General features: G+C 63.1%; 22 protein-coding genes and 2 pseudogenes. 15 read left to right on the forward strand and 9 right to left on the reverse strand.

Annotation, left to right across the window (positions count from 1 at the left end):
• From WS62_RS29550 to WS62_RS29575, 6 genes are all read left to right on the forward strand, one after another.
• Positions 1–247, forward strand: a 247-nt coding sequence (locus tag WS62_RS29550) for a transposase (protein WP_197422948.1), incomplete at its 5' end; no start/stop codon positions are given.
• Positions 248–412: 165 nt separating this feature from the next.
• Positions 413–1693 carry a tyrosinase family protein gene (locus WS62_RS29555; protein ID WP_231748447.1) on the forward strand — a complete coding sequence of 427 codons (1281 nt, stop codon included), beginning with the start codon at positions 413–415 and terminating at the stop codon, positions 1691–1693.
• An 11-nt stretch (positions 1694–1704) separates the two neighbouring features.
• Positions 1705–2484 carry a HEAT repeat domain-containing protein gene (locus tag WS62_RS29560; protein WP_231748448.1) on the forward strand — a complete coding sequence of 260 codons (780 nt, stop codon included), beginning with the start codon at positions 1705–1707 and terminating at the stop codon, positions 2482–2484.
• 13 nt (positions 2485–2497) lie between these two features.
• A complete protein-coding gene (locus WS62_RS29565; RefSeq protein WP_059472364.1) occupies positions 2498–3763 on the forward strand; it encodes an SCO family protein in 1266 nt (421 codons plus the stop codon).
• A complete protein-coding gene (locus tag WS62_RS29570) occupies positions 3760–3960 on the forward strand; it encodes a hypothetical protein (protein WP_059472363.1) in 201 nt (66 codons plus the stop codon). Before WS62_RS29565 ends, WS62_RS29570 begins: the two co-directional genes overlap by 4 nt.
• Positions 3961–3986: 26 nt before the next feature.
• Positions 3987–4211 carry a hypothetical protein gene (locus WS62_RS29575; RefSeq protein WP_066578599.1) on the forward strand — a complete coding sequence of 75 codons (225 nt, stop codon included), beginning with the start codon at positions 3987–3989 and terminating at the stop codon, positions 4209–4211.
• A 36-nt stretch (positions 4212–4247) separates the two neighbouring features.
• On the opposite strand, the gene WS62_RS29580 is transcribed toward WS62_RS29575, so the two are convergent.
• The 3 genes from WS62_RS29580 to WS62_RS29590 all read right to left on the reverse strand — a co-directional run bounded on the left by WS62_RS29580 (position 4248) and on the right by WS62_RS29590 (position 7572).
• Positions 4248–4637, reverse strand: a complete 390-nt coding sequence (locus WS62_RS29580; RefSeq protein WP_066578601.1) for a DUF488 domain-containing protein — start codon at positions 4635–4637, stop codon at positions 4248–4250.
• A gap of 314 nt (positions 4638–4951) precedes the next feature.
• Entirely contained in the window at positions 4952–6154 is a 1203-nt protein-coding gene (locus WS62_RS29585) for an amino acid aminotransferase (protein WP_066578604.1), read from the reverse strand.
• Between the two features lie 32 nt (positions 6155–6186).
• The gene (locus WS62_RS29590) at positions 6187–7572 is read right to left on the reverse strand and encodes an amino acid permease (RefSeq protein ID WP_066483973.1); all 1386 of its coding nucleotides are present in this window, start codon (positions 7570–7572) and stop codon (positions 6187–6189) included.
• 340 nt (positions 7573–7912) lie between these two features.
• Here WS62_RS29590 and WS62_RS29595 point away from each other — a divergent pair, with 340 nt between their 5' ends.
• The 5 genes from WS62_RS29595 to WS62_RS29615 all read left to right on the forward strand — a co-directional run bounded on the left by WS62_RS29595 (position 7913) and on the right by WS62_RS29615 (position 14433).
• Positions 7913–8380 (forward strand): Lrp/AsnC family transcriptional regulator, encoded by a 468-nt coding sequence (locus WS62_RS29595; RefSeq protein WP_066578607.1) that lies wholly within the window; start codon positions 7913–7915, stop codon positions 8378–8380.
• A gap of 1014 nt (positions 8381–9394) precedes the next feature.
• Entirely contained in the window at positions 9395–10459 is a 1065-nt protein-coding gene (locus WS62_RS29600) for an S-adenosylmethionine:tRNA ribosyltransferase-isomerase (protein ID WP_066578610.1), read from the forward strand.
• Between the two features lie 25 nt (positions 10460–10484).
• Positions 10485–11768, forward strand: coding sequence for a flavin-containing monooxygenase (locus WS62_RS29605; protein WP_066578816.1), 1284 nt, complete (start codon positions 10485–10487; stop codon positions 11766–11768).
• Positions 11765–12982 carry an NAD(P)/FAD-dependent oxidoreductase gene (locus tag WS62_RS29610; protein WP_066578818.1) on the forward strand — a complete coding sequence of 406 codons (1218 nt, stop codon included), beginning with the start codon at positions 11765–11767 and terminating at the stop codon, positions 12980–12982. Before WS62_RS29605 ends, WS62_RS29610 begins: the two co-directional genes overlap by 4 nt.
• Positions 12983–12987: 5 nt before the next feature.
• The gene (locus WS62_RS29615) at positions 12988–14433 is read left to right on the forward strand and encodes a hypothetical protein (RefSeq protein ID WP_231748449.1); all 1446 of its coding nucleotides are present in this window, start codon (positions 12988–12990) and stop codon (positions 14431–14433) included.
• Between the two features lie 90 nt (positions 14434–14523).
• Here WS62_RS29615 and WS62_RS29620 read toward each other — a convergent pair whose 3' ends face one another.
• Both WS62_RS29620 and WS62_RS29625 read right to left on the reverse strand, forming a co-directional pair.
• Positions 14524–15987 (reverse strand): radical SAM protein, encoded by a 1464-nt coding sequence (locus tag WS62_RS29620; protein ID WP_231748450.1) that lies wholly within the window; start codon positions 15985–15987, stop codon positions 14524–14526.
• 12 nt (positions 15988–15999) lie between these two features.
• Positions 16000–17472 carry a hypothetical protein gene (locus WS62_RS29625; protein ID WP_231748451.1) on the reverse strand — a complete coding sequence of 491 codons (1473 nt, stop codon included), beginning with the start codon at positions 17470–17472 and terminating at the stop codon, positions 16000–16002.
• 753 nt (positions 17473–18225) lie between these two features.
• Between WS62_RS29625 and WS62_RS29630 the strand changes: the two genes are divergently transcribed.
• Both WS62_RS29630 and WS62_RS38715 read left to right on the forward strand, forming a co-directional pair.
• A complete protein-coding gene (locus tag WS62_RS29630) occupies positions 18226–19056 on the forward strand; it encodes a lectin OAA family protein (protein WP_066578626.1) in 831 nt (276 codons plus the stop codon).
• 119 nt (positions 19057–19175) lie between these two features.
• The gene (locus tag WS62_RS38715; RefSeq protein WP_269435313.1) at positions 19176–19310 is read left to right on the forward strand and encodes a hypothetical protein; all 135 of its coding nucleotides are present in this window, start codon (positions 19176–19178) and stop codon (positions 19308–19310) included.
• Positions 19311–19720: 410 nt separating this feature from the next.
• Here the strand turns inward: WS62_RS38715 and WS62_RS29635 are convergent, their stop codons facing one another.
• The gene (locus tag WS62_RS29635) at positions 19721–20857 is read right to left on the reverse strand and encodes a branched-chain amino acid ABC transporter substrate-binding protein (RefSeq protein ID WP_442855114.1); all 1137 of its coding nucleotides are present in this window, start codon (positions 20855–20857) and stop codon (positions 19721–19723) included.
• 150 nt (positions 20858–21007) lie between these two features.
• The gene (locus WS62_RS29640; protein WP_066483980.1) at positions 21008–21445 is read right to left on the reverse strand and encodes a hotdog fold domain-containing protein; all 438 of its coding nucleotides are present in this window, start codon (positions 21443–21445) and stop codon (positions 21008–21010) included.
• Positions 21446–21561: 116 nt separating this feature from the next.
• Here WS62_RS29640 and WS62_RS29645 point away from each other — a divergent pair, with 116 nt between their 5' ends.
• The gene (locus WS62_RS29645; protein WP_066578637.1) at positions 21562–22176 is read left to right on the forward strand and encodes a TetR/AcrR family transcriptional regulator; all 615 of its coding nucleotides are present in this window, start codon (positions 21562–21564) and stop codon (positions 22174–22176) included.
• Positions 22177–22557: 381 nt separating this feature from the next.
• Here WS62_RS29645 and WS62_RS37710 read toward each other — a convergent pair.
• Both WS62_RS37710 and WS62_RS29655 read right to left on the reverse strand, forming a co-directional pair.
• A pseudogene (locus WS62_RS37710) lies at positions 22558–22734 on the reverse strand (SDR family oxidoreductase); the annotation flags it as partial.
• Between the two features lie 136 nt (positions 22735–22870).
• Positions 22871–23470, reverse strand: a complete 600-nt coding sequence (locus WS62_RS29655) for a fascin domain-containing protein (protein WP_108026482.1) — start codon at positions 23468–23470, stop codon at positions 22871–22873.
• 859 nt (positions 23471–24329) lie between these two features.
• Here WS62_RS29655 and WS62_RS35395 point away from each other — a divergent pair.
• Positions 24330–24752 (forward strand): annotated as a pseudogene (locus WS62_RS35395) (winged helix-turn-helix domain-containing protein); the annotation flags it as partial.
• Positions 24753–24970 lie beyond the last annotated feature (218 nt).

The following is a 24970-nucleotide window of genomic DNA, read 5'->3' on the forward strand; positions in this document are numbered from 1 at the left end:
AAAGGCTTGGGGGCAATGGATCGAGCAAGCCCGGCAAAGCGGGATTGCCGCGCTGCAACTGTTTGCCCAGCGCTTGCAGGGTTACTGGCACGGCATCCTGGCCCGCTGCCGCCATCCGCTCAATACCAGCGTCGTCGAAGGCATCAACAACACCATCAAGGTCATCAAGCGTCGCGCTTACGGGTACCGCGACGAGGAATATTTCTTCCTCAAAATCCGCGCCGCGTTCCCCGGAATTCCTCAATGAACCAAAAAAGAAAGAGTGAGTTTGATTTTTTCGGAATGCATCATCCGCCATTACCCGAGCTTGCCACTCGGCAACGCAGTTACTAGCATGTATTCGTCACACTGGGCCGTGTAGATTGCATGTCCGTTGCGCATGAATGCCACTGCGAGCACACAGGGAGGGGGCATGAAGGTCGAGATCAACCTGGAGGCCACGGACCCACAAGGGCGTTCGTTCATCGGCTGGGCTCCCGTCAAGTCGACCGCGCGGTTGAGCAGTGACGGCGCTCCGCCCGCGCCTATCGACATCACGCTGCGCAACGGCGGTAAAGTGAATGGCGGTCGCGTGGTATTCGATACGAAGCGCAGCGATGCAGGCACCGACGAACTTCACCTGAGCTTGCCAGCCGATGGCAGCGAAGTAGAATTTTGGGTCGCCGGCGAATTCCAACACCCGAGCACTGACCTCGACGACGCCGCGATCGAAGCTGTCTCGACGGCAGGCCTGGTGGTCGGGCAACGCGATCTGATGGTTCGCATCCGCAAGAACGCGGTGAAACTGGCACCCGCCGAACGCGATCGGTTTCTGGTGGCGCTCGGCAAACTCAACGATGCCGGGGCGGGTCCGTTCCAGAGCTTTCGTGACACGCACGTTCGTCCGTCCCAAGATGAAGCGCACGGCTACCCGGGCTTCCCCCCCTGGCACCGCGCCTACCTGCTTGATCTCGAGCGATCGCTACAGGCTATCGATCCCGCCGTCGCCCTGCCGTACTGGCGGTTCGATGAGCCTGCCCCCGGCCTTTTCGCCCCCGAGTTCCTGGGTATGCCGTCGGCGAACCCGGCGCAGGGCGACATCATTCAGTTCCCTCATGGGCATCCGCTCGAATTCTGGAAGACGGACCCGACTCACGACCCAATCGAGCGGCGCCCACGCTATGACATCGCGGTCGCTCCGCCGCAAACGATAAATGGACAGCCTTCCGTGATCGACCAGGCGGCAACGCTGGCGCGCGGCGGCCTCTATCCAAATTTCCGCCGATTGGAAGGCGCTCCGCACGGCAGCGCGCATACCAGTTTTGACGGGCCGATCAGCAGCGTACCGACCGCGGCAAAAGATCCGTTGTTCTTCTTGCTTCATGCCAACGTCGACCGCCTGTGGGCGTTCTGGCAGTGGCTCAACCGACGCACCGATCCCAGCGACCCGGCCACCTACGCGTTGACCGGGCCGGTGCGAAAGCCGAATAACATCGGCCACAGGCTGAACGACACGATGTGGCCCTGGAACGGGTCAACAAAGCCGCCGAGACCCACGTATGCGCCGCCGCGCGGTCCCTTCCCGCCGTCACCGATCACGTCCCGTCCGGGAGGGCAGCCGACCGTGAAGGATATGATCGACTATCAGGGGGTTCACGGAACCGAGCCGCTCGGTTTCGACTACGACGATGTCCCGTTCGAACTTAATCCTTGAGGAGCGGCACCGTGAGCGTCAAAGAATACCGGCAGCAGATTGAAGCACAACTACAGACGCGCCGTGTGTCCGCGGCGGCTGAAGCGACTGCCGCGCCCGTCGACAGCGATCCCCTAGCAATCTGGAATCAAGCGCTCGAGCACGTTGTCGACTCGACCCTCGACCCTGCGGGCCGAAGAGGCGCACTCCAGATTCTGCAGGCGGCCTCCTTCCTTGCTCCGCAGTTTGCATCGCTACACGCGGAGTACCTGGATACGCTGCGGCGCTTGGCGACCGATGCAGATAGCGAGTTGCGCCGCATGGCGCTGGATGTGTTGAGCAACCAGAAGGACGACTTCGCGCGCCAAAAATTGACGAAGGGCTTGAGCAGCCCGGAAGACGCACTCGTGGCCCCGGCCGTCGCGCTCGGTTTTCTCGCGCGCGACGACCATGGCTCTGCTCACGACATCGCGCGCGATTTGCTGAAGCAAAGCACCGATCAGCATGTTCGTGAGCAGGCCGTGCGCGTACTCGGTGCGGCCCCCGCCGCGAAGTCGCTGCTCGACGCCGTGATGAAGGACAAGACGGAGTTTCGGCAAGTTCGGCGCGCAAGCGCGGTCGCCTTGCGCGCACTCGACCCGCAGATGTTCGCGAAATGCGCACAGGACATCCTCGAAGACGAATCCGACTTCGAGGACATCAAGGCGACCGTGGCCGGCGCGCTTCAGCGCGCCAACGTCACGCCTGCTACGCCTCCCTCCGCACCGACGAAACGTCCGGCCAAGAAGGGCGCGAGCCGTCGGCGTCGATAGCGGTCGTTCAGCCATGCGCCGCTCGCAACGTTTCGAGAACGAACCGACGCGCGCGCACCAACCGGGCGAGGTGCCGATGAACAACATGCCGGCCCTGTCGGAGGGCGAGGTCGCAGTTGTCCTGCGCGGGATCGGCTCACGCGCGGCGTGCTGCGGAGGCCGCGATGACCTGCTCTCGTTGATGCGAGAGGATGCAGCCATCTACCGCGGCAGAGGCGCGACCGAAGTCGAATTGCTCCGCGCACATGTGATGGCGCACATCGGGGCGGCAGGCATGGCCGACGTGTTGTTGCCCTACGTCCTCGAGGAACTCGAAACGGGCTTGAACCCGCATGCCCTGGCCGCGGCCGCTCGTGTCGCCCGCGGTATCCGTCCTCTGCCTCCGGAGATGCCCAAGCTGCTCGTGGATGCAATCGACCGCATTCGGCACGTCGACCAGTTCGTGCAATTTGATATCTATCCATCGCCACCGACCGGCGGCTGCACGACCGCGATCGACGAACTGATCGAAACGCTGGCCATGACGTGCATCGGCAGCCGAACGGAACGAATCGCACTCTTGAACGATATCGAGAACGATGGACACGCAACCCCGCGTACCAGAGCGCTGCTCCAGGAAACGCTCGCCGCGGCCGGTGAAGATGCAAACCCAACCGGCACCGAATCGAAGTGTTGTGGAGGCACGTCGCAAGCCGAGCCCTCGAAAGCGATCAAGCGGAAATCACGGGACTGTGCGCAGACAGACAGCCGGTCGACCGATTCGCATGTTCAACCCGACTCGATCGCGATGCTGCACAACGTTGAGCTTGAGAACCAGGACGGAATGCGAGCCACGTTCGGTCAGATATTCGAGGGGCGTCCGGCCGTCGTCGGGTTCTTTTATACGCGATGCATGAACCCCAACAAGTGCTCGCGCACGATCAGCAACCTGGCGCGTCTGTCTCGGCTCCTGGAGGACTCTCCGGCGAACCGCGGCACGACAGTTGCCGCAATCAGCTATGACCCGGACTATGACGTTCCTGATCGATTGCGTCGCTATGGCGAAGACCGAAACTGGCCGTTCGGGGACCGTTGCCAACTGCTTCGCACAACGGAATCATTCGCGGCGGTCATTGAAGCGCTACATCTGGGTGTGGGCTATGGGCCCACGACTGTCAACCGGCATCGAATCGAGCTAATGCTGATCGATGCCGCCGGCGCCATCAAAGATCTGCGGTTGCGGCGCCTTTGGGATGAAGGAGACATCGTCAGGGCAGTGAATGCCATCGCGGCGACGTGACTTTTCCGAGAGACAGGTTCAATAACAGGCTCATCGGTGATGGGCGACGTATTGATCAATATTCCGTCGGCGCGATCGCATATCGCCGCGACCGTCTACTGCTACTGGTCTGCGTCCTGTTCCCCCGGCTCGACGTCGATCATCGCGGCTGGCGCATCGCCGCTTTCTCGTTCCTGATCGGCTTCGATTCGGCGTAGCCGAGTCGCGCGCGTTCGTCGTGAGCATGGGAGAAGTCGAAAAGAACCGTGTCACGGCGAGCGCGCCGCGGGGAGCGATCAAGATGTTCTTCACCGGCGTGTTCATGACTCCGTTCCATATCACGCAGGTCGGAAACATCGCGTCGCTACTCGGCATTTTCTTGATCGCCGCACTGCGGCTGGTCGGGATCCGTGCATTCGACGCGCTGCGGCTGCGATGGCGACGCAAATATCCGGTCAAGGCTCTTTGAAGCACGGTTCGCCGCGCCCGCCGAAATCGCCGTCGATCACGAACGAATCGACGCCCCCCGCTCCGCGAGCAGCTCGCGCAGGATGCTGCGATGGCAGTGCGCCTCGTTTTCGCAGTAGCAGCCGATCGCGAAGTTCGACGTCGCCGACAGCGCGGCAAGCACGTCGAGCACCCTGCTCGCGTCGCCGTGCTTCATCTCGGCGCGGAACTTGCGCGCGAACGCCTTCCAGTCGGCGTCGGTTTCCGCCGCCTGCGCTTGGGCGACAAGCTCCGGACTCGGCGACAGCGTCGGCAGCCAGACATCGTAAAAGTCGCGCGTCGCGAATTCTTCCTTCGGCACGCCGCGCGGCGGACGGCGCACCGTGCCGATCCGCACGCCCTCGTCGCCGGCGCGCCGCGTTCCGAGCTGGACAATGCTGATGCTCATGCTGGGCTCCCGTTCAGAGTAGTCGGCGCGAAGTGCGTCGAACCGCCGACTTGCGCGCACGACGCATCGCGGCGCCGGACGATGCGGCGCGACGCACGGCCGCGCCGCGGACGGTGCGCAACCGACGACGCGCGACGCATGGCTTCATGCGAACGACCGCGCGGCAACCGCATCGCGCCGCCGCGCCCATCCCGTTCGACACGGCGCCGACATGCGGCCGCCGGCGCGCGACTTCGCGTCGCCCGAAAGATACCGGGCATGCCGAACGCACCGACGCCAGGCCTCCCGGCCAAGCCCCGACGCGCCGGCAAACGTCAGGCGCCGCTCGCGATCACCGCGCCGAACGCATCCGCGACGATCCCGACGTTCGCCTCGTTCAACCCGGCGACGCACATCCGGCCCGAGCGCAACACGTACACGCCGTGCTGCTCGCGCAGGCACTCGACCTGCGCTTCGGTCAGGCCCGTGTACGTGAACATCCCGCGCTGCTTCACGTAGCGCGACAGCGCCTCGCCCTGCACGTGCGCGCGCAGGCCGTCGTGGATCGCGCTGCGCATCTTCGCGATGCGCCGGCACATCGTCGCGAGCTCTTCTTCCCATTGCGCGCGCAGCGCGGGCGTCGTCAGCACCTGCGCGACGATCTTCGCGCCGTAGGTCGGCGGATTGCTGTAGTTCGAGCGCACCGCGCCCGCCAGTTGGCCGAGCACGCGCTCGGCCGCCGCCGCATCGTCGCAGATCACCGACAGCCCGCCGACGCGCTCGCCATACAGCGAGAAGTTCTTCGAGAACGAGTTCGCGACGAACGCCGGCACGCCGCGGCGCGCGAGCTCGCGGATCGCGAACGCGTCGGCCGCGAGGCCCGCGCCGAAGCCCTGGTACGCCATGTCGACGAACGGCAGCAGCTCGCGCGCCTGCAATACGTCGATCAGCTTCAGCCATTGCGCGTCGTCGAGGTCGACGCCCGTCGGGTTGTGGCAGCACGCGTGCAGCAGCACGACGCTCTTCTTCGGCAACGCGTCGATCGCGGCCAGCATCGCGTCGAACTTCAGGCCGCCCGTCGCCTCGTCGTAGTACGGATACGTGTTGACCGTGAAGCCCGCGCGCTCGAAGATGAACCGATGGTTCTCCCAGCTCGGATCGCTGATCCACACCTGCGAGCCCGGGAAGTAGCGCTTGATGAAGTCCGCGCCGATCCTGAGCGCGCCCGACCCGCCGAGGGTCTGCACCGTCGCGATGCGCCCGTGTGCGCGCGCGTCGCTGTCCTCGCCGAACACGATCGCCTGCACCGCGTCGCGATACGACGCGAGCCCCGTCATCGGCAGATACGGTTTCGGACCGGACGCGCGCTGCACGGCGGCCTCGGCCTCGCGCACGGCGCCCATCACGGGAATCCGGCCGTCGTCGTCGAAATAGATGCCGATGCTCAGGTTGACCTTGCGCGTGCGCGGGTCTTTCTGAAAATTCTCGTTGAGCGTGAGAATCGGATCGCCGGGGTATGCATCGATATGTTCAAACATGGCGGTTTCTGACTGGTGAAGAAAAATCGGGGTCAACGGGCCGAGACGCCGTCGCCGAGCGCATAGCCGGCGCCGCGCTGGCGGAACCGGTAGCCGATCGCGAGCACCACGAGCCACACGGGGATCAGGTAGACCGACAGGCGCAGATCCGGCGTCCGGAACATGACGACGAGGATGGCCGCCATGAATGCGAGACAGAGATAGTTCGTCAGCGGGTAGCCGAGACTCTTGAAGCGCGTCTCCTCGCCCGCCGCGCGTTTCGCCTGGCGGAACCGCAGGTGGATCACGCTGATCATCGCCCAGTTAATGATGATCGCCGATACGACGAGTCCCATCAACAGCTCGAATGCCTTGCCCGGCATGAAATAGTTGATCACCACGCACAGCGCGGTCGCGAACGCGGACGCGCCGAGCGCCGCGATCGGGATGCCGCGCCCGTTCACGCGCGCGAGCGCCCGCGGCGCGTTGCCCTGCCGCGCGAGGCCGTACAGCATCCGGCTGTTGCAGTAGACGCAGCTGTTGTAGACCGACAGCGCGGCCGTCAGCACGACGACGTTCAGCACGTTCGCGGCGATGTCGCTCGACAGCGCGTGGAAGATCAGCACGAACGGGCTGCCGCCCGTTACGACCTTCTGCCACGGATAAAGCGACAGCAGCACGCCGAGCGCGCCGATGTAGAAGATCAGGATGCGGTAGATCACCTGGTTCGTCGCGCGCGGGATGCTGTGCGACGGATCGTCGGCCTCGGCAGCCGTGATGCCGACGAGTTCGAGCCCGCCGAACGAGAACATGATGACCGCCATCGCCATCGCGAGACCGCCGATGCCGTTCGGGAAGAAGCCGCCGTGCCGCCACAGGTTCGCGACGCCGGCGTCCGGGCCCGCGTGGCCCGACAGCAGCAGATAGCCGCCGAAGCCGATCATCCCGATGATCGCGGCGACCTTGATGATCGAGAACCAGAATTCGGTCTCGCCATACGACTTGACGCTCGCGAGGTTGATCGCGTTGATCGCGACGAAGAACACGAGCGCGGAGATCCAGGTCGGCACGCCCGGCCACCAGTATTGAACGTAGATGCCGACCGCGGACAGCTCGGCCATGCTGACGAGCACGTACAGCACCCAGTAGTTCCAGCCGGACAGGAAGCCCGTGAAGTGCCCGCAATATTTGTTCGCGAAATAGCTGAACGAGCCGGCGACAGGCTCGTCGACGACCATCTCGCCCAGTTGCCGCATGATGAAGAACGCGACGACGCCGGCGACCGCGTAGCCGAGCAGCACCGACGGCCCAGCCATCCGAATCGTCTGAGCAATGCCGAGGAAGAGCCCCGTGCCGATCGCGCCGCCTAGCGCGATCAGCTGGATGTGGCGGTTCTTCAGCCCCCGCTTGAGTCCGTCGTTGTCCTGATCCGAAACCATGTCTTCTCCGTCTCATCCGCCCTTCGTGGAGGCGGCGCGCCTTCGGGCCGGCCCGGGCGCTGTGTGCTGTTCCGGCCGCCGTCGTGGTTCGTCACGGCGGACGGCCGGGCTGTGGGGATGCCGAATTCTTGCGCGGCGTGCGTCGCCTTGCATCGAGCGGGACAAGCCGCCGCCCCGCTCCTGCCCGCGCGCACCGATTTTCTTTGATCTTCTTTGATCTCGCGCAAAAATCGGCGCTCAGTTTATCGCCGGCAGGATGAAATGGGGTTTCGTAAGCCCTTCATGCAAACCCTACATTATGAGATAAGATTGCATCCAGGAGACCGATAAGGAAACAAAAATGCAAGAAACGCTTCTCGACCGCATCGATCGCCATTTGCTCGACATCCTGCAGGAAAACGGCCGCATCTCCAACCTGGAACTGGCCAAGGAAGTCGGGCTGTCGCCCGCGCAGACGCTGCGGCGGCATCGGCGGCTCGAGGAGATCGGCGCGATCAGGCGCTACGAGACCCGGCTCGACGCCGGCACGCTCGGCTTCGGCGTCACCGCGTTCGTCCAGGTGACGATGGAGCGCGGCCACATCCGCGATCTGTCGACGTTCCAGAAGCTCGTCTCCGAGCTCGCGCAGATACAGGAGTGTTTTTCCGTCACGGGCGACATCGACTACGTGCTGAAAGTCGTCGCCGCGGATCTGAAGGGCCTGTCGACGTTCCTGCTCGACACGCTGATGCGCATTCCCGGCGTGAGCGGCGTGCATTCGAGCGTGTGCCTCGACGAGATCAAGTGCACGAGCGCGATGCCGCTGTAGCCGCGCGGCAGGGGGCGAGAAGACGCGCCGCGCTCGCGACGTGCGACGAGCAGGGAACGGACGTGGTTCAGCCGACGAAACGCTCCGATTCGGCCGATAGGGCTGCGGCCGCCTCCCACTGCGGGAAATGGTCACTGCGCGCACGCCGCCCGAGTCAGCGCTGAACGGTCGGACCATGTCGAGCATCGGGTCGTGGCGATGGGCGCTCCTCGGCACGAGCACCGGCACCGGCAGGCTGCTTCCCGCACTCAGTTCCCGATGCTGAAGGGCCGACGCATCGGCCGATGTGATGCGCAATCCGCTCGCCTCGGCGAATACGCGCCCATGCCCGCTTTCCATTCGCATGGAAGAAAAATCCGCGGACGAGCGTGTAGCGCTCATGCCGAATCGATCCGTCAACCCGCATCGTGATCCCGTATTTCATCGATGTTTCCGCACGTGGGCAGTGTTATGGGTGAAGTTGCAACGCATTTAATTTCACATACGCGCATCGGCTCGAACGCACCACACGGATATCGACGCCGGTAAAAGCAGGACGCCGCTGCGAAGGCAATGGCGTTTCCGAGCGCATGCTTCGCCGTCGCTCGAACTCGGTTTCGTCAAGCATGAATCCGAGCTGCTGACCGGCCTCATGCTCCCCGTTCGTCGCGGCGCACCTGTCAGTCCGGATCGGCGAGCGATCGCAAGCGCGCATCGAGCGTCCCTGCATGCCGGAAGCGAACCGAATGACGGCGACATCGTCAGATGCATAAGAAAAACCCCATGCCGCCGCGCTTCGCTTTCTTTATCGATTTGAAAACGGATATCGCATGTCCTAGGCTGTAAATGCCCTCGGCACTGGGGTATCTGGCCAGCTTCAACGCCTTTCTTCGGATAGACCTTTACCGTTGATTCGCCAGATGGCGCCGAAGGCGGCGCGACGAGCCGGATTAATTACCGGTCATGCGCGTGGCTTACCGAATACTGAGTCATCGGATCCAGTCCTGAAAAATAGACCGCCAAGGACAATAAACGATGAAAACCGACGATTTCGATTTCGGTCTCGATTGGAAAGCCATGCCGACCGACCCCGCCGAATTGCGCGGCAAGCGTCGCGACAGCGGCAGAATGATCGTGCTCGATCGCGCCGCGGCAACGATCGAGCATACGATTTTCCCCACCATTTCCGACCGTCTTCAACCGGGCGACCTCCTGGTGTTCAACGACAGCTACATGCTGTCGAACACGTTGTCGTTCCGGCATGGCAACGAGTCCGCGCACGTGATCGTGTACGGTCAGGAGCCCGACGGAACGAGCATCGTCGAACTCAGATCTTCCCAATCGCCGCGGCCCGGCCTCACGTTGACCGCCACGGACGACAGCCAGCTCAGTTGCACCTTGCTCTCGCCGGAGCCGAATCAGCTCTGGAGAGCGCGATTCGAACCCGCCGGGAAACTCGTCGGCGTCCTCGAACGCCGCGGATGGCGCTCGGACGAAACGATTCCTCTCAACCCGGCTTACTGGCGCACGCGGCCCGATGCATACCGCTCCGTGTACGCCAGGAAACCCGGCTCATTGGAAATTCCGTCCGCAGGCCTGCACTTTTCCACCGACGTGCTAAGGCGGCTCACCGACAAGGGCGTCGAATTCGCTTACGTCACGCTGCATGTCGGAGCAACGGAGATCCTCGCGGTTCGCCAAATCGACGAGGACGAGCTCGAGCAGCACAAGGTCCGACCGGAGTACTTCGAAGTCGGCGACGAGGCCGCCGAGCAAATCAACCGGGCGCGAGCGGAGCGGCGCCGCATCATCGCGATCGGCACGACAGCCATGCGAACGCTGGAGTCGCTTGCGGCTCATCGCGAGCCGGGCGCCGCCTTCCGGGTCCAGGCGGGATGGACCGAGCTCTATATCTATCCCGGATTCGAGTTCAAGATCGCGAACGGGCTGCTTACGAACCTCCATCGGCCGCGATCCAGTCACATCGTCCTGACCGCGGCTTTCGCGGGCAAGGATCTCCTCATGCGTGGCTACGCGGAGATTCTCGAGATGGGAGGATACGAATTCGACATGTTCGGCGACAGCATGCTGATCCTGTAACGGCATGGCGCCGTCGACGAGTGCCATGGAACGAGACAAGCGCATCGACACCGTCGTGATCGGCGCCGGTCATGCGGGGCTTTGCATGAGCTACGTCCTGCAGCGCGAGGGACGTGAGCACGTGGTGCTGGAGAAAGCGCGCGCGCTCGAACAATGGCGATCGGCGCGATGGGATTCGTTCAGAATCAATTCTCCGCTCGCCTATTCGAGGTTGATGGGACAGATCGATGGACATCCCGGCATCCGGCGAAGCATCCCGCTCGAAGAGATCGTGCGGATGTGGGACGCATGCATCGCGCAGAGGCGCTTTCCCATCCGTGAGCGCTGCCGGGTCGGCTTGGTCGAGCGGATTGAAGGCGGGCGCTTCCGGGTCCACGTCGAAGGCGACGATGGCCCGCGACGCTACGACGCGCTGAACGTCGTCGCCGCGCCGGGCAATTACCAGTTCGTGAGAATTCCCGACTTCGCACGGCATCTGCGCACCGAAGTGCAGCAACTCCACGTCGGGACATATACGAACCCGTCGGCCGTGCAGGACGGCCCCGTGCTGGTGGTCGGCGGCGGTCAAACGGGCGTGCAGCTCAGCGAAGAATTGGCGGCGGCCGGCCGCAGCGTGTACTTGGCAACGTCGAGAGTCAAGGGAACCCCGCGCAGCTACCGCGGCGAGGACATCATGTTCTGGCTGGACCGAATCGGGCTCCTCACCGCCCCGAAGAGCGCGTTCGCGCATCCTGCCGAGCAACGCGATCCAATGCCCATCGTCGGCCACGATCATCCGATTTCTCATCATTCATTGGCTCGGCTCGGCGTTCAACTGCTGGGGCGCCTGAGCGGCATCTCGCCAGACGGCGCGGTTGCGACGTTCGACGAGGATCTCCACGCCAACGTTGCATTTGCATCGCAGGGCTACCAGGCGCTGATCGATCGCATCGAGAACTGGATCGCAAACCGGGATGCAAACACGCGCACACGGTATCCGCCGCCGACAGTCGAGCCGGCGTGGCAACCGTATCCCCCGCTTCTCGCGTCTACCCCACCCACGAGCCTGACGCTGCGCGAGCATGGCATCCGAGCCGTCGTGTGGGCCACGGGCTGGCGCGCCGACTTGAGCTGGCTGCGGATCGACGAGGTTCGCCGGGCGCTGGATTCTCGCGGACTTCCGGCATCCTGCGAAACCCCCGTCGATGGTTTCTATTGGCTGGGCTTCCACGGCCTTCGGACCCAGTCCTCGGGAACGGTGGCCGGATTCCACCTCGATGCGCCCTATATTGCCGCCCGGCTGCGATGCCGCGCCGAAACGCGATCATGATGCGCCACTACGAGCACGCAGTCGTCGGCAAGGGGCTCATCGGAGCCGCGACGCTGCGCTACCTCAGCGTCGCGTCCGAAAGCGCCGCGGCCATCGGCCCCGACGAGCCCCGCGATGAGCGCACACATCGAGGCCTCTTCTCCAGCCATCACGACGCGGGGCGGATTGCGACGCGGCTTTCTCGCGATCACGTCTGGGCAAGACTCGTCCATCGATCGATGGACGAGTACGCCCGTCTGGAACAGGTTGGCGGAGCGCGGTCCTACCGACCGCTCGGCATGCTCTATGTGGCGCCGCTGGATGACCCGATCATGCAAGAGCGAGTCCGGCTCGCACGCAACCTGAAGGTGGACCACGCCGAACTCGCAAGCGCGGCGTGCGCCGGGCGACTATCGCCGCTCCGCTTTCCCGCTGGCTTTCACGGCCTGCTCGAGCACGCGCCGGCCGGAATCTTCGGTCCGCTCGCGTTGCGGCACAACCACTTGACGATAGCCAAAGCCAACGGCGCGAGCGTCATTTGCGCCATCGTCACGGCAATCCGCAGGCGCGCCGCACACTGGGAGTTGAACACGGCCTGCGGCCGACGCTACACCGCGAACAAGGTGCTGGTCAGCGCCGGCGCGTACTCCAACTGCTTCGATCTCCTGCCTCGCAAGCTCGATTTGCGCGTCAAGTCGGAGCACACGGTCCTCCTTCGCGTTTCCGGAGCCGAAGCGCAACGACTTCGAGCACTGCCGCCGATTAGCTACCGGATCGACTCGCGTTCGATTTCCGACGTCTATGTCGTCCCGCCGATGCTTTATCCGGACGGCAATCACTACCTCAAGCTCGGCGCCAACACGGACGCGGACATGATCCTGCCGAGCTTCGACGCGATTCAGCAATGGATGATCTCCGGCTCCGACGAGCCGCGATCGGACATGCGCGAGGCCATGTTTCATCTGCTGCCCGATCTCGACTTGCTTTCAGCTCGCGCAAAGCGCTGCCTCGTCACCTACAGCGCGCACGGCAAGCCCTATATCGACGAGTTGGACGACGGGTTGTTCGTCGCGACGGCAGGCAACGGTGCGGCTGCCGCGTGTTCGGACACGCTCGGACGCCTCGCCGCGGACCTCATGACAGGCCGCCCTTGGCCCGCCGGGTTCGAGCGTCGCGACTTTCAGCGGCGATTTGCGGATTCGCGCGCGAGTCAAACCGCAAAAAATCGAGGATAGACCAGATGAGCGATTCGACGATCAGCACGAAAAGGCGCTGGCCGGCCCGAAACGTGGCGATGGCAGCCAGCCACGAACTGTTCTCTTCGCCCGAGGAGGCCCTTCGCGAGACGATCCGGGATCGCCTTCAACGCCGCATCGAAATCCTCACTCAACACCGCCTTGGCCGCAAATGGTGTCCGTACGCGATCGAGAGTACGCGCTTGAACAGATCGATCGAAGGCGGCGTCGACGACATCAAGTTCCTTTACCCGGTGCTCGACAACATTCCGGTGGTGGTCCTGCCGCTGCTCAATTTCGCTCGCGCCGGAATCCGCATCTGCCTCTATGCGCCGCCCGAGGTCTGCCGTGTGGCGGAAGTCGTGCGCGATTACGTTGCTCAGATTGGCTGGATCCGCGATTCATGCGATCTGATTACGGTGCAAGAGGACAAGAGCCGCATCTCTTTCTTCGACTCGTTCAAGCGCAGCACGGCCCCGCTTATCGCCGCCGGCGCGGATGACGCGGACAACGCGGACGACGCGATCGTCTGGACAGCGGCCGATCTCGTCCTCGCGTACGACGTCTGGCCCTGGCTGCTCGAGCGCGATATCCACAACCATGACCTCGTCGTCAACATGATCGCTCGCGAGTTGATCTTCCCGCCCGGGACCAACGAGTTCCTGCGGCTGGAATACTTCGACAGCCTGTCGCCCGCGGGACAGACACGCGGCCGCGAAGTCAGGCAGCCCGACATGCTCGTGTTCACGCAGCGAGGACGGGACGGACTGGCGAACCTGGACCGTATCCGCGGCCGGCCGGAGGCGGAACTCCTCGGCATTTTCCTGAAGACGTCGTGGCGCGGTCTGCTGAGCCGCCAGGCCGGCTCGGTGCTGCGTGCGATCCACTACGGCATCAAGCGCAAACGGTATTCGCTCCGGCCCGGCGACGGCATTTCGCAGACGCACGCAAGCGCCTTCGCGTCGGTTTTCTTCGGCGTGGATACGCTGATCAAGGGCGAATGCGCGGATCCGTTCATCGTCAAGGACGCAGACGGCTTCGAAGAGATATTCGGCTACTATCGCACCCTGCTCCAGGGCGTCGTCGAAGCCGCAACGACCAAGGAAGAAGGCTACCGAAAGCTCGCAGCGTATTACCCGCACGCGGAGCATCTCTTTCGCCTGTCGGGCCGCCTGGCCCCTCTTTGGTCCGAGATCCCCCTCTGGCGTCGGTGGCCGGAGTTCATCTGCGACAAGACATCGACCTACAACACTCGGCTCAAAATGGCGTTCAAGGAAGCTGGAGTCGACGACTCGACGATGCCGATCCCCGAATACTTCACGCGCGAAGGCGAATTCATCTTTCACTCTCCGCCGCCGCATTCGAGCATTCCCAGCTCGCTCGCGTTCCTCGCCGATGTCTATCGACCGCGCTATGAACACGGCCGCCGGCAATGGCTCCAAGCCCGATGATCCCGCAATGCCGTCCGACGGCAGGCGCATCGGGTCCGGGTCGAGCCGTTGCGCTCCCCGGGCCGTCGCGGGGGCCGCCAGGCGAACCGCTCAGCGTATTTCCGTGTTGACGATGGCCTCGACCAGCGTCTTGCCGACGCCTGTGAGCTCGACCGTCCCTTCGCCGGGTCGTATCGCCGCGAGCCCGCGCCGCTCCAGGCTTTGAAACACCGGCTTCCATCGCTGATCGAAGAGAGAGCCGCCGGCAAACCTGGCGCGATGCAAATCGTCGCGAAGCGGCTGACACGTGGTGAGCGCGCGGCGCATCGAGCTCGCGATCTCCTCGTCCGGGCTCATTTCCAGCAATTCGAGCGGCAATTCCCCACTGGTAATCGCATCGAGGTACTCGCCCGGCCGCGTCGCGACATTGGCGGAGCAACGCCGAGTCGCGGAACTGGCTCCCAACCCGATTCCGACTTCGGCGAATTGCTTGTCCTGGTCGAGGACGAGCGACTTCCAACGTCCGCATCCGGTTTCCGGCTTCTGGAAGTACATCGTCGGATACTCGAAGCGTCCGGCGCCCTCCAGCAAGGCGACTGCCGCTTCGCGCATCTGATACTGCTCTCCCAGGCTCGGCCAGCGATGGCCCTCTCGTGACGCGCGCGCCCTGCTCGCCGGACTCTGCCACCTGGCTGGAACGCCTGCGATGGCGGTCCCGGTCTCGCCGAACGGACGCAGATGCAGCTTCGTCATCACCACCGTGCTGTAACCCAGCTCCAGCATCTGCCGAACGTCGTGACAAAATCCCTCGACACGCTGATCGAGCAGTCCATAGATCAGATCGCCATCCACCCGCTCGAAGCCCGACAGGAAGGCGCGGCGAACTACCTCCCGGGCTTCGTCGGACGTGTGCTCCCGCCCGGCGAGGGCAACCAGACGATCGTCGAAAGACTGAATGCCATAAGTGATCTTTCGGCATCCTTTTTTATGGAGAAGCGCGAGCTTGTCGCTCGAGAGACTGTCGGGACTGCCTTCGATACGAATGGTGGTGTCGGCGTTGAACCCGAAATTCGACCGGTAGAAATCCAGGAGCTGGGCCAGCAATTCGTTGGGCAAAAGCGTGGGCGTTCCGCCGAACAGGCAAAACTCTCCGACCGGAGCGTCCCGCAACGCCGGCACGAGCGCCAACCACAACCTGGCCTCGGCAATGTTCAGATCGACCCAGTTTCGAGCCTGCTCGCGAAACGCCGCCTCATCGTGCTTGCGCATGACGATGGGAAATTGACAGAAGTAGCAATGGTATTTGCAGAGTGGAATCGTCGCCCATAAAAAATAGGGATTTTGCCCTTCCAGTTCGGCCTGAAGACTCTGAAGAAACCGTTCCCGGGAACACTCCCTCGCGCCCGGAAATACGTGCGAGCCAAACGGGTCGCGCACGACGTATCGAAGAAGATGATCGTTCTCGGGCCTGCACAACACGTCCGCTGCCCGCGGCCGAGGATAATCCTCGTCGACGAGCAACAGGCTCTCGCGAGAACTCACGCGCTCTAGCATCCGGATAGGCGAGCTGGCCATCGTGGGCACCTCCTAGACACTCACTGCACCGTGCATCGCCTCGGACGGTGCCGTTTCGAGTGCGCCGGGCAGGCATGCGCGAAGCCGGCGCTGCAAGAACTCCAGGGAAAAGTGTTTTCTCCCGAGCTCGAAGTTGAAATGAGCCCATCGTTCCCGCCGTCGTTCATCGAGAAGGAGGCCGAGCACCGCTTGCACATAGGCGTGATCGGGCATTCCGTCCCAATCCTCTCGCGTGCGCAAAAGAAGACTCTTGAAACCCTTCTCCCCATACACCTCTTCGTACATTTCGTAGGTGCTGCTGATGAACGGGCGTTTTTGAGCACTCGCTTCGGCGGGCGGATTGCCGAAGCCCTCGTAATCGTACGAGGTCAGAAACGAACTCAAATCGGCATGCGCGAGGAGGTCGCCGACAGAATATCGGGTCTCCCGCGATGCACGATTCGAGGGGCGGCATAGCGCGGAGCACGGCAACAGCCCGTTTCCATAGATAACGTGATCGTCGACCCCCAGTTCGATCGCCATGCGCGACAGCCGGCGACGCTCTTCCTCGTGCTCGTCGGTAGGCCCGGTCACGAAGAGATAGACAGGCCGCTGACCGCCTGACGAACGCATCGATTTCTGCAGCGCGTGCAAAAGAAAGACATCTCTATCAAGCCTCTTTTGCGGAATGACCCGGGTACACCGAGCGATCAGCAGCGCATCGGCGGGAATGCCGTAGCGCGAGCGAAAATGTCGATTGCCGTCGTCGATCGCGACTTCGGCGAACCGAAAGCAGTTTGGCAGTACGGTCGCATTCACGTGCGGAGCCCACTGGTTGAGCTGCTTCCTCGCGGTGTTCGTGAGGGTCACGTATCGGATGTACTTCGAGACAGACGGCTTCGGAATGCCTTCGAACGGAGGCCCTCCATATTTGGCGCTTTCGCTGAACCACATCAGGTCGTGGTCCCGCCAGAGCACGAACGGCCCCTTGCGCCTTTCACGTCCGTACTGCTCGATTGCGACACGCAAAGCCTCGGAAAACAGCAGATTCTCCGGCAGGGACCCGTTCTCCACGACGACGACTGAAACGTCCAGACGTCGCCAGGTGTCCACAATCGACGCGGCAATCCGAGGAACGATGCTCCTGTCGAGGCATTTGCGTATTCGCTCGCCGTCACGCTCCCGAAGCTGCTCCAGCATTTCCGTGACCAAACGCTGCGTGTATCCCCTGACTGCGGCGAGCCCCTGAATGCGCGCCAACGTCAACCAATCGGGCAACGCATCGGCTTCGTTCACGTAAGGTCGAAAGAACTCGCCTTTATCGCTCCTGATGTCATAGCCGAGATCGAGATATATTCGATAGCCATGCCCGTTGAAAATCGACGCAACTTTTAGAAACTCCTCCGTGATGCCGGAAGCAAGCACCCCGTCCATTGAAATTCCAAACAGAACGTTCTTCCGATGAGCGACCTGCGGACCCTCTCGAACGGCACTGGCTGAATTCATTTGGCATCCCACCCATCGTTTTTGAAATATGCGAAAGTCGCTCCAGCGGATGATGCAGATTGCCAGCCGCACGCACACACACCGGAAAAAGTTCGGTGCCGAGATTGATGCGCCGCTACGAAGACGCCCGGCTCAGGCGTTGAAGCCCATGATGTCGAGCCTCCCCCCTGAATGTCTGCGCCCTGCCCGATATCGCGCGGCGGGCCCGGTCGATTCACGGGGCTCCGGCGATGCTGTGTCGTGCAGCGCGCCGATACGAGCAGCACCGACACCGACCCGAAAGATCACGCGCGGGCCCCAGTGAAATGATTGAAGTCTAGGCGATCGCTCAAGGGCGGGAGCCTGACAGTATTAGTAGGTGTCTACGCGGACGATGACTTGCCCCGCATGCGGTACGGCAACAGCACAGCGCCTGTTCCCGAGTCGCCGCGCCATCGCAAAATCAGCGGCTTACCTACGGGTTCTGGTAGTTGTGACGGGTTCGGATCTGAACTATTTTTTTTTGAACGAGTCGCAGCGTCGATCGCCTGCGAGAAAGAAATCAGCTCGTCATGCAGGCAATCGTGGCCATCTCGTTTGATCGGCCATGCAATCGCAAAACACGTCTTTGCCTTGTCCAAATTCGATCATGTTGCTTGGGCACTCGCTTTCTGGAACAGGATGACGGGCGCGGCAATGAAAATTAAAGTGCAAGGCCGTTTTCCGTACGTGGGTTGAACTCCCACGCTACCCGTACTATCACCGGAGATAAAAATGGCAAAGACCAGCAAGGGCTTCAACAATCTGCAGCACGTGCAGAATCAATGGGGTGGCTCGTCGGCACCGTGGCATGAAGGCGGCATGTGGGTGCTCGGATGCCGTTCCGGTCAGAACGTCGTGGCGCTCAGCATCAAGTCCGGAGACAGTGGGAGGACCCTGACCGGCACGATGACGTACGCCGGAGAAGGTCCGATCGGCTTCAGGGCGACGCTCACGCAAAGCAACACGTACGCGGTCGAAAATCAATGGGGCGGAAGCTCGGCACCCTGGCATCCGGGCGGCACGTGGATCATCGGCTGCCGCGTCAATCAGAACGTGGTGGCGCTCGACATCGAATCCGGCGACCAGGGCGCCACGCTCGCGGGAACGATGACGTACGCGGGTGAAGGCCCGATCGGCTTCAAGAGCCAGCAGGCCGACGGTGGCGTCTACGCGGTCGAGAATCAATGGGGCGGTTCGTCGGCGCCCTGGCACAACGGCGGCGTATGGGTGATCGGCGCGCGCGATCAGGCCGTTGTCGCAGTGAGCATCGGCTCCACGGACAGCGGCAAGACGCTGAACGGGAACATGACCTATGCCGGCGAGGGGCCGATCGGCTTCAAGGGGAGTTCGGTCGCGGGCAACAACTACGCGGTCGAAAACCAGTGGGGCGGAACGTCTGCTCCGTGGCATCCGGGCGGCGTCTGGCTACTCGGATGCCGCTCGGGCCAAAACGTCGTGGAGCTCTACATCACCTCTGGCGACAACGGCAACACGTTCCATGGCAGCATGACCTACAGCGGCGAAGGCCCAATCGGCTTGCGCGCGACGGCATTGCCGCAATAACGTCGGCCAGGCTCGAGAAAACGCCACGCCAATCGTCCCGGTCGCCGCATGCGCGTTGCAGCGACCGGGACGATCCGCGGATGTGGCGCGCCATGCCGCCGCGCAGATGATAGGGCTTCATGGACACGGACAGCGATCAATACGTCTCGCAGTCTCCGTCGGAACCCGGCATCGGAGCCTATGTCGCGCAATTCGCCGCCAATGGCGGCACCGTCAACATTTACGACGGCTATTACCCTCGCAACCACAATTGATCGGCCAAAGCACACCGCTCCAGAGCATCGGGGCAATCGCGCTTTCGACGAAACAATCCGGCTGTTCAAACACGTCGCCAAACGCTTGAAAGTCGTCGGAGAGAGGAAAGTTGCCGATCGGCACGCCATTGCTGCAAGTAATTCGCCGCCCGGCGGCAGCCGGAAAATTCATGAACGGCGAGACTGCCCCGAATTTCGCAGTCGCGATGCGCGCGACGCCGGCAAGTCGGACAGCCGGCCGCACGGCGTCGAGCGAATGTGCGCTCTTCTCGGCGGCGGCCTCGGTCGGAATGGTTGCGTCTCGACAGCGCGACCTCCTCCCTCCCACCGGTCGAATAACGAGACGGGCGGACGCCGCATCCGGCGCCCGCCCGTCTTTTCAATCAGCACAGCCGGCATCGTCGCGCCGCTTACATCGTGACCTGATCGAGGAAGGTCTTCTTGCCGCCCTTGAAGTCGTACAGCGAAATCACGCCGTGCTTCAGGTCGCCCTTCGAATCGAAGATCGTCGTGCCGATCACGCCCGTGTAGCTCGTCGTCGGCATCGCCGCGAGGATCTTCGCTGGGTCCGTCGAGTTCGCGCGCTTCATCGCGTCGACGACGATGTACACCGCGTCGTACGTGAACGGCGCGTCGAAGCGGATCGGCTGGTTGAAGCGCTTCACGTACTTCGCCTGGAACGCCATGCCGCCAGGCATCTTCTCGAGCGCCGCACCCGCCTGCGAGCACACGACGTTGTCGGCCGCCGCGCCCGCGAGCGCGGGCAGCTGCTCGGTGCACACGCCGTCGCCCGAGAAGATCTTCGCGCGCAGGCCGAGCTGCTTCGCCTGCTTCGCGAACGGGCCGCCCGTCGCGTCCATGCCGCCGTACATGATCGCGTCCGGATTCGTGCCCTTGATCTTCGTCAGGATCGCGCGGAAATCGACCGCCTTGTCGTTCGTCGCATCGTGCGACAGCACCTTCAGGCCGAGCGCCTTCGCCTTCTTCTCGAATTCGTTCGCGAGGCCCTGGCCGTACGCGGTCGAATCGTCGACGACGGCGACCGTCTTGATCCCTTTCTGCTTCGCGTAATCGGCGAGCGCCGGGCCTTGCTGCGCGTCGGTCGCGACGACCCGGTAGGTCGTCTTGAAGCCCTGCTGCGTGTAAGCCGGGTTCGTCGCCGACGGCGAGATCTGCAGGATGCCGGCGTCGCTGTAGATCTTCGACGCCGGGATCGACGTGCCCGAATTCAGGTGGCCGATGACCGCGACGACCTTGCCGTCGACGAGCTTCTGCGCGACCTGCGTCGCGGTGCGCGGGTCGGCTGCGTCGTCTTGCGCGTCGAGCTGCAGCGTGATCTTCTGGCCGCCGATCGTGAGGCCCTTCGCATTGATCTCCTCGACCGCGAGACGCGCGCCGTTCTCGTTGTCCTTGCCGAGGTGGGCAATGCCGCCCGTCAGTGGCTCGGCGCTGCCGATCTTGACGACCTGGTCGGCGGCCGCATGCGTCGCGGCCGCCGCCGCGAGCATCGCAGCCGCGCTGATCGGCAACAGTTTGCGGATTTTCATTTTCACTGCAGTCTCCTTGTTGGACGGACGTTGATCATATGATCAGATCATATCCGGTCAAAATTCGCCGCAGCGAGCCACGCGTGCGCGCCTTCGCGTCGCGTCGCTGGCGCAGGCGCCGCCTTCCCCGGCGGCGCCTGCGCGGCGGCCTCAAGCCTTGATGTTCATCGTGATCCGCGCGGTGAACACCGTCTTGCCTTCGGCGTCGGTCACCTCGACCGGCACGATCTTGTCGCCTTCGCTCTGCCAGTCGACGGCCGAGCCGTCGGCGACCGCCGTCACATCCGTCTTCGCCTTCGCGAGGTATTCGACGGTCATGCCTTTCGGAATCCAGCGCATGCCGTCCGGAATCGATACCTGGGTCATCAGCCCCGCGACCAGTTCGGCCGCGTTGCACAGCGCGATCGCGTGGACCGTGCCGATATGATTGGTGATTTCACGCCGGAAGCCGACTTTCGCCTCCGCCCGACCGGGCTGCAGATCGACGACCTGCGGCTCGATCGTGCCGAAGAACGGCGCCATCTGACAGACCATCTTGCTGAATTGCGCGGCCCCGGCCGCCTTGAACATCTCGAGAATCTGACTCATGCTGTCTCCTGTTTCGACGAAAACAGAACAATGTTCTGTTGTAGAAGATTATTCTGTTTACTCGGCGAGCGTCAAGGTACTATTGCGTGACTCCAGTTTTTCGTTCGCGACCCCGCTTGCCTACCCTCGACATCCTGACGCGGCAGTTTCCCGGCCGCCGCGCGCACCTGAAGCGCACGATCCTCGCGACCGCGCTCGCCTGCTTCAACGATCATGGGCTCGAGCCCACGACGATCGAGATGATCCGCGAGCGCTGCGACACCAGCGTCGGCAACATCTATCACCACTTCGGCAACAAGGACGGCCTGATCGCCGCGCTCTTCCTGTGTGCGATCGAAGATCAGGCGCAATTGCTCACCGACTACATCGGGCGCGCGACGACCGCGCGGGAGGGCGTCGCCGCGCTCGTCCACAGCTATGTCGACTGGGTCAGTGCTCAGCCTGAATTCGCGCGCTTTCAGTTCATGGCGCGCACGGCCGTCGCCTCGGGGCCGCGCGCCGACGAGCTGGCGGAGAAGAACCGCGCGCGCAATCGCCGCGTCATCGGCTGGTTCGCGCACGCGCAGGGGCGCGACGAGATGGCGCAATGGCCGGCGGAACTGCTGCCGTCGCTCATCGTCGGCCAATCGGAAAACTACTGTCGCGCATGGCTGAACGGCCGGGTCAAGTCGGCGCCCGCCAAGTATCGGGAAGCGCTCGCGATCGCGGCGTGGCGCTCGGTTTCGAAGTGAGGGGCCGGCCGCGCGGCCGTCGCCGCGCGCCGCTTGCGCCGCACGCGCCGGGCGGGCGCGGGCTGGGGCCCGTCATTCGCGTGAACGGCTCTAGCCCTGATGAATCTCGATCCAGCCGTCGAACCCGTTTCCGGTCGCGGGCGGGCAGTCGCCCGGAAACGCACCGAGCACCGGATCGCCCGGCCGCTCGCCGCGAGGCAGCGTCGGACTCGCCCCCCCTCCAAGCGCGCGCCGGCGGGGCGAACGGAAGCGACGGCGCGGCACTCAACGTACCGGCCGTCAATTCACTGGCCGCCGCCTGGGCCACGCGCCCGCCGTGCCGCCTCCGACCGGTTTCTCGACGCACACCGCGCACCAGCTGATCCTGATGAAGCTCGGCGCGTAGTAGTGGATCAGGTTCCTGTCGAGCGACGCGACGAATGCGTCTCGGCCCGCGTCGAGCCCCACGGCTTCGTTGACGCCCGCGTTGTTGACGAGCCCGTCGATCCTGCCGAACGTCGCGGCCGTCTCTTCGACGGCCGCGCGGCAGCGCGCATGAAAGCGGGCCAACTCCATCAACCGCAGCGCAGCGTCGCCTTGCCGGGATCGGATGGGCAGATGGGAACAGCCAGGAATTGAACCGCGAATCTTGGATGTCCCCGTTCGCGTTCGGCTCGTCATGCCGCGCGCGTCCCCCCTCAAGCACCGAATCGCGCTATCGGAATTGTTCCCAAGGACCTACGACAGAAGCGCGTGCGCGCAGCATCCCGTATTGACCACCCGTATAGCCAAGCTCTGCGGAGACGAACAATCCGTTGGCGAGCGATTGAATCGACGTGCAGCTCAAGCCGCAGGGCACGAGGGTGAACTTCTCCCAAGGGCCTACGACGGAAGCACGCGCGCGCAACATCGCGTACTGGTCACCCGTGTAGCCGAGCTCCGCGGAGACGAACAGCCCGTCGGCTTCCGATTGAATCGTCCAATATCCGTCGCTGGGGAAGTTGCAGATCCTGTATTGCTCCCAGGGCCCCTCCACGGTCGCTCGGGCGCGCAACATCGCATATTCGTTCCCCGCGTATCCCAGTTCCGTCGAGACGAGGTCGTGGTTGGCGAGAGACGTGATGGTCACATTTTGCGTGCATGTGGGGCCGACGGCGCTCGGCGATGCGGGAGTCGCGATCACGCTGGACAAATTCCGAATTCCGAGTTCGGCTCCCGCGTCAGCAGAGGCAAGAGCCGGGACCAGCGCGACTCCGAGCGCCAATGTCACCGACGTGCCGAGACCTAAACGACGTTTCGAAAACGCTGCGCTCATTGCATGGCCTCCAAATGAAAGAAGTCATATCGAATGCCCCGAAAATACGCGACTTGTAAACGATTGCTCTTTTTGCACTTGCTGTCGATGCGGCCGCGCGAGCCTCGATGCGCGAAACCGACGTCGTCCGGGCCCGCACGTATCCGGGACGTCGTTGAAAGATCGACGCGCCACGAAGAAGACCGTTGGCGCAAAAACTTCTGTCGAATTCCGCCCTGAATTTACGGCACAGGAACGCATTCGTCGGTCGCTACCGCCCGGCCAAACCAGTGGATATCGGCCTGTCGACGCTGGAGGTTTGCGCTGCTCGATCCCTTGCGCGACAGCGCGACATACGCCCTCTCCTTATTGATTCCATCGTAAATAATGGGAAATTCTTCAAATAGCGAAAATCTCAACGCGACTACTGCCGAAGCATGCTTGCTTGACCATCGGCAAGGCTCCGTTACCGTCCACCTCCGTCAAAATCTCCGCCTCTCAGTGACAAGATAGATCGTAGTCGGCACAAATCCAGGAATTTTCATATCACGCCGAATGCATAAATTATATATTTCACAATTTCGACAATATATTCATCAGCACGATTGCGCATTGCCGGCATTCAGCATGACGATTCGAATTGGCACATCTATTCGAATACAGGCGAGCGGGAGATTTTATTTGTTGACAGCGATAATAAATAGATCTATTGAATCCCGGAAATCCCGGCTCTGTCGCGGCTTTTCGTGACACCTCAATTCGGTCGATGGCAAAGGACGCGCTATTGTTGTGGGTGCGCATGGTTCACGCACTTAATCAATGACAACCGATTTTCTGCTCGCACGGTAAATGGTCAATACCTTGATTGGGGAATCGGTTCATGGCCAGGATGGACGAAGCCGCGCGCAAACGTGTACGTGCCGGACGCTTAATGCCGGCGGGCAAGACACCGGCCGAAGCAGCCGAGGCGGTCGGAGTCGCACGGCAGACCGCATACACATGGAACGCCCGGCTCGACGAAGGCGGCATCGACGCGTTACGCACCATGTCCGCAGGTCGGCCTGCGCAACTGGATGCGGGCCAACTCGAAGAACTGCGCGTGGCGCTGCTGCGAGGACCGCGGTCGCACGGCTTCGGCGCCGAGCTATGGACGCTCAAGCGTGTGCGGGCGCTCATCGAGCGTCTGTATGGCGTCACGTTCAGCGAGGTGCATGTCTAGCGGCTGCTGGGCGCGTTGGGCTTCAGCCCGCAAAAACCCGAGCGCCGCCGAGCCATCGAGCGCAACGAGGAGGCGGTGCCGACCTCGTAGCGCAAGACCTAGTCCGCACTCAAGATCCCGATGGAGGAGCGGCGTCAATTCTCATCATGGAACCTCGGAGAGTCGGCGACTGCGTATCTATCCGGCCAACCCGTCTCAATCGCGACGCTCGCGTCCGTGCGCCATCGATTGGCGTATCGAGTCGAACGACTGCCCTTGGCCGAAAGGCGAAGGGCGCGCGGGCGCAGCGGGAATCGAGTATT

It is taken from the genome of Burkholderia sp. ABCPW 14 (assembly GCF_001523835.1).
Lineage (GTDB): Bacteria > Pseudomonadota > Gammaproteobacteria > Burkholderiales > Burkholderiaceae > Burkholderia > Burkholderia mayonis.